The organism is Nocardiopsis sp. TNDT3 (assembly GCF_003427465.1).
GTDB classification, from domain to species: Bacteria; Actinomycetota; Actinomycetes; order Streptosporangiales; family Streptosporangiaceae; genus Nocardiopsis; species Nocardiopsis dassonvillei.
This window is the reverse complement of the sequence record NZ_QPFC01000901.1, coordinates 1-4,254: the sequence shown is the minus strand read 5'-3', so window position 1 is coordinate 4,254 and position 4,254 is coordinate 1. Positions and strand designations below refer to the sequence as shown.

5 protein-coding genes are annotated in these 4,254 nt (G+C 72.7%); 4 read left to right on the top strand and 1 reads right to left on the bottom strand.

Going from position 1 to position 4,254, the window contains the following annotated elements:
• From DQW06_RS21330 to DQW06_RS21320, 3 genes are all read left to right on the top strand, one after another.
• A partial coding sequence (locus DQW06_RS21330; RefSeq protein ID WP_117199171.1) for a pyridoxal-phosphate dependent enzyme occupies positions 1-388 on the top strand: 388 nt, incomplete at its 5' end.
• 148 nt (positions 389-536) lie between these two features.
• Positions 537-1,208: a 1-acyl-sn-glycerol-3-phosphate acyltransferase gene (locus DQW06_RS21325; protein ID WP_013152886.1), complete on the top strand. Its 672-nt coding sequence runs from the start codon at positions 537-539 to the stop codon at positions 1,206-1,208.
• A 90-nt stretch (positions 1,209-1,298) separates the two neighbouring features.
• Complete coding sequence (locus tag DQW06_RS21320) at positions 1,299-1,793, top strand: metallophosphoesterase (RefSeq protein WP_013152885.1); 495 nt, start codon at positions 1,299-1,301, stop codon at positions 1,791-1,793.
• Positions 1,794-1,831: 38 nt separating this feature from the next.
• Here the strand turns inward: DQW06_RS21320 and DQW06_RS21315 are convergent, their stop codons facing one another.
• A complete protein-coding gene (locus tag DQW06_RS21315; protein WP_198662513.1) occupies positions 1,832-2,917 on the bottom strand; it encodes a sodium:calcium antiporter in 1,086 nt (361 codons plus the stop codon).
• A gap of 216 nt (positions 2,918-3,133) precedes the next feature.
• Here DQW06_RS21315 and DQW06_RS21310 point away from each other — a divergent pair, with 216 nt between their 5' ends.
• Positions 3,134-4,039, top strand: a complete 906-nt coding sequence (locus tag DQW06_RS21310) for a manganese catalase family protein (RefSeq protein ID WP_013152883.1) — start codon at positions 3,134-3,136, stop codon at positions 4,037-4,039.
• Positions 4,040-4,254 lie beyond the last annotated feature (215 nt).

The following is a 4,254-nucleotide window of genomic DNA, read 5'->3' as shown; positions in this document are numbered from 1 at the left end:
CGGCGGACTGGTGGCCGGGGTGCGCCTGGGCGCGGAGGGGCGCGAGGTCGTGGGCGCCGAACCCGAGGGCTGCGCGAGCATGCACGCCGCGATGGCCGCCGGGCACCCCGTGCAGACCCCCGTGGACTCGGTGGCCTCCTCCGCGCTGGGCGCGGCCACCCTGGGCCGGGTCCCCTTCGAGGTGCTGAGCGCCCACCCGGTGACCCGGGCCCTGGTGAGCGACGCCGAGATCCTGCGGGCCCAGGACCGGCTCTGGGAGGAGTTCCGCATCGCCACCGAACCGGCCGCGGCCGTGCCCTTCGCCGCCTGGCTGGCGGGGCGCGTCCCCGGCGAGCGGCCGTGCCTGGTGGTGTGCGGGGCCAACGCCGAATGGCGCCGCGCCGACTGAACCCACAGGAACCCGCACGTCACGGGCCTGTTCCGCCCGCCCTCCCCGCGTGGTGACCTGGAACACTCTCCTCGTGGCCGACCCGTTGTTACCCACGGGTCGGCCTTACATTGGACTCCGTCATCCGACCATTGGTGAGGGAGAACACGTGTTCTACGGTGCTTTGCGGCAGACGGTGTCGGTACTCGCCCGTACCCTGTGCCGTCCGACCGTCGAGGGCCGTGAGAACGTCCCCGCCGACGGAGCGGTCCTGCTGGCCAGCAACCACCTGTCCTTCATCGACAGCGTGATCATCCCGCTGTCGGTCACCCAGCGCCGGGTGCGCTTCCTGGCCAAGTCCGACTACTTCGAGGGGACCGGCATCAAGGGGCGCGTGACCAAGACCGTGTTCTCCTCCCTGGGCGCCATGCCGGTGCAGCGCCGCGACGCGCGCGGGGCCATGCTGTCCCTGGAGATGATGCTGGAGCGCCTGAACGAGGGCGAGGCCTGCGTGATCTACCCCGAGGGCACCCGCTCCCGGGACGGACGCCTGTACCGGGGCCGCACCGGCGTGGCCCTGCTGGCGATGGAGTCCAAGGCCCCGGTCGTGCCGGTGGCCGTGGCCGGAACCCAGGACGTGCAGCCGGTCGGCGCCTCCATGCCGCGCCCGCGCCCCTACAGCATCCGCTTCGGCGAACCGCTGGACTTCTCCACCGGCTACGACCACCTCGCCCCGGGCAAGGCGCGCCGGGAGATCACCGACCGGATCATGGACTCCATCCACGCGCTGTCGGGTCAGGAGCGGGCCAAGGGGTACAACTCCCTCGGCGCCGACGAGTGACCGGAGCGCGTCCGCGCGGGTGAGCGCGCGGGCACGAGCGGCGCAGCGACCCGCGCGCGGCCGACGCCCGCGTCGCCTACGCTTGCGCGCATGCGCGTACTGATCGTGTCCGACACCCACATCCCGCGCCGCGCCCGCGACCTGCCCGAACAGGTCTGGCGCGAGGTCGACCGGGCCGACGCGGTGATCCACGCCGGGGACTGGTGCGACCTGGCCAGCCTGGAACGCCTCGACGCGCGGGCCGAACTCCTGGTCGGCGTCCACGGCAACAACGACGGCGCCGACCTGCGCGAGCGGCTGCCCGAGGTCGCCCGCGCCACGCTCGGCGGGGTGCGCTTCGCGGTCGTGCACGAGACCGGCGACGCGCGCGGGCGCGAGAAGCGCTGCCAGGAGCGCTTCCCCGACTGCGACGTGCTGGTGTTCGGGCACTCCCACATCCCGTGGGACACCACGGCCCCCTCCGGTCTGCGCCTGCTCAACCCGGGCTCCCCCACCGACCGGCGCAGGCAGCCCCACCACACGTACATGACGCTGGTGGCCGAGGACGGGCGCCTGGACGGGGTCCGGCTGCACCGGGTGGGCTGAAGGGGAGCCCGGGGCCCGCGCCGGGGGCGCGGACGGCGTCAGAACGTGAGCACGCCGAGGATCCCCAGGTAGAGCACGATCAGCAGCACGCCCTCGAATCCGATCCGGCCCCAGCCCTTCGTCTGGCGGATGATGAGCCCGGCGAGCAGGACCACGGTCATCAGCAGCGCGCCGACGGTGAGGAAGAGTTCGTCGGCGCTGGCGGCGTGGTACAGCGAACCCCCGCGGTAGAAGACGTCACCCACGGCCACGTTGAGCGCGTCCAGACTGTTGCCGCCGATGATGGCGGACACCGCCAGGGTCATCGCGCCCCGCCGGACCGCGGCGACCGCCGCGACCGTCTCGGGGATGGCGTTCACCGCGCCCATGGCCACCGCGCCGACCAGCCCAGCGCTGAGCCCGGTGGACTCCACGATCACGCCCGCAGCCTCGGCGAGCGCCCACCCGCCCACGGCCACCACGGTGCCCACCGCGAGGAAGCGCACCCACAGCACGCCCGTGCCGGTGCCGTCCTCCTCGTCGGCGCCGTCGTCGTCGGGGACGTCCACCACGGTCTCCCGGGTGCGCACGGCCTGCCACATGGGCTGCTCGTTCTCCTGCCTGATCAGCCAGAGCCCGCCCATGTAGAAGGCGATCATCCCCACCGAGGCCGGGTGCACCCCCAGGAGCGTCACGTCCGGGCCCAGTGCGGTGAGCACGACCACGGACAGCAGGCCGATGAGCAGACAGCAGAAGAGCAGGTTCGCCGAGGAGGCAGCGGCGTGCTCCAGGTTGGCGCGCCGGTAGAAGAAGTCGGCCACCGCCAGCGCCAGCGTCTGCGCGGCGATGCCCCCGACCGCGTTGCTGTAGGCCAGTCCGGGCTGGTCGCCGAGGGCGCTGACCGCGGTCATCACGATCCCCGACAGGGACGTGGCCAGTCCGAAGAAGACCGCGCCGAAGACCGCCTCGCCCCAGCCGGTGCGGTCGGCCAGGACGTCGCCGAGGGAGGTCATCCGCACACTGGCCACCACGGTCACCGCGGCCACCAGGACGAAGATCGCGACGCTCCACCCCAGCGGCCAGGGGGGAGATAAAGCCTCCAGCATGTCCACCTCTTCCTTATGTTGTGCTTTGCGGACCGGCATCTACCCCCTCCCTGTACGACAAACCCGAGCGGACGCGGGCGGGCCGCCGTCGGAAGGGGCCTCTGCCGAGCGGCCGGGGACGGCAGGCGCGGGTACACGGACGGGTACACGGAAAGGCCAAATCCCCTCCAATCAGCGTTACCGGCCGGAGGCCCTGGGTAGCCGGAGTCGGAAGCACGCAGTGCGACGGCCACATCCCCCAGTGATGAGGTGGACATGTTCCGGCACACCAAACACCTGCAGTTCGAGGCCAAGCCCGAGGCTCCCGACGCGCTCTACGCGGCCAAGCTCCAGGAGCTCATCGGCGGCGCCTACGGCGAGATGACCGTCACCATGCAGTACCTGTTCCAGGGGTGGAACTGCCGCGTCGAGGGCAAGTACAAGGACCTGATCATGGACGTGGCCACCGAGGAGATCGGCCACGTCGAGATGCTCGCCACGATGGTGGCGCGCCTGCTGGAGGGCGCTCCGGCCACCACGGTGGCCAAGGCCGTCAAGGACCCGGCCGTGGCCGCGGTCGTGGGCGGGATGAACCCGCAGCAGGCCATCGTCGCCGGCGGCGGCGCCGTACCGGCCGACTCCGGCGGCACCCCCTGGAACGGCAAGTACATCGTGGCCAGCGGCAACCTGCTGGCCGACTTCCGCGCCAACGCCGCGGCCGAGGCCCAGGGCAGGCTCCAGACCGCGCGCCTGTACAACATGACCGACGACCCCGGTGTCAAGGCCATGCTCCAGTTCAACCTGGCCCGCGACACCGTCCACCAGAACATGTGGCTGGCCGCGATCGAGGAGCTCCAGGAGGACGGCATGGAGGGCGAGATCGCGCCCAACGCGCTCTTCGACGAGGAGAACCAGGAGCACGCCAACACGATCTGGGGCCTGTCGGACGGCACGGCGGCCGCCAACGGCGGCTGGTCGCACCGGCCCGCGCCGGACGGCCGCCACGAGCTGCGCTACCTCGACCAGCCCCAGCCGCTCGGCGGCCCGGCCTCCGCGCCGCCCCCGGACCCCGCGCTGTACGGGACCGACGGCGGCCCCAGCGGCGAGGGCTCGGTCAAGGGCCCGTCCAAGGCCACCAAGGGCGAGGGCTTCGTGGACAAGCTCAAGGACACCCTGGAGTGACCTGAACCGGCTCTCCCGTCCGCCCGTCCCGTTCCGCGCGGGGCGGGCGGTCCCGCGTTTCGGGGGATGTCCGCGCTGAGGGGCCGCACCGCGGACAGGCGGAGCGGCGCCGGGTGAAACGGGGCCCGGACCCCGGACGCGCGGGCACGAACCCGGCGCAGCGGCCCGGGGGGGCGGCCGAAGGACCGCAGCCCACAGGCGTGGCCGCCTCCCCG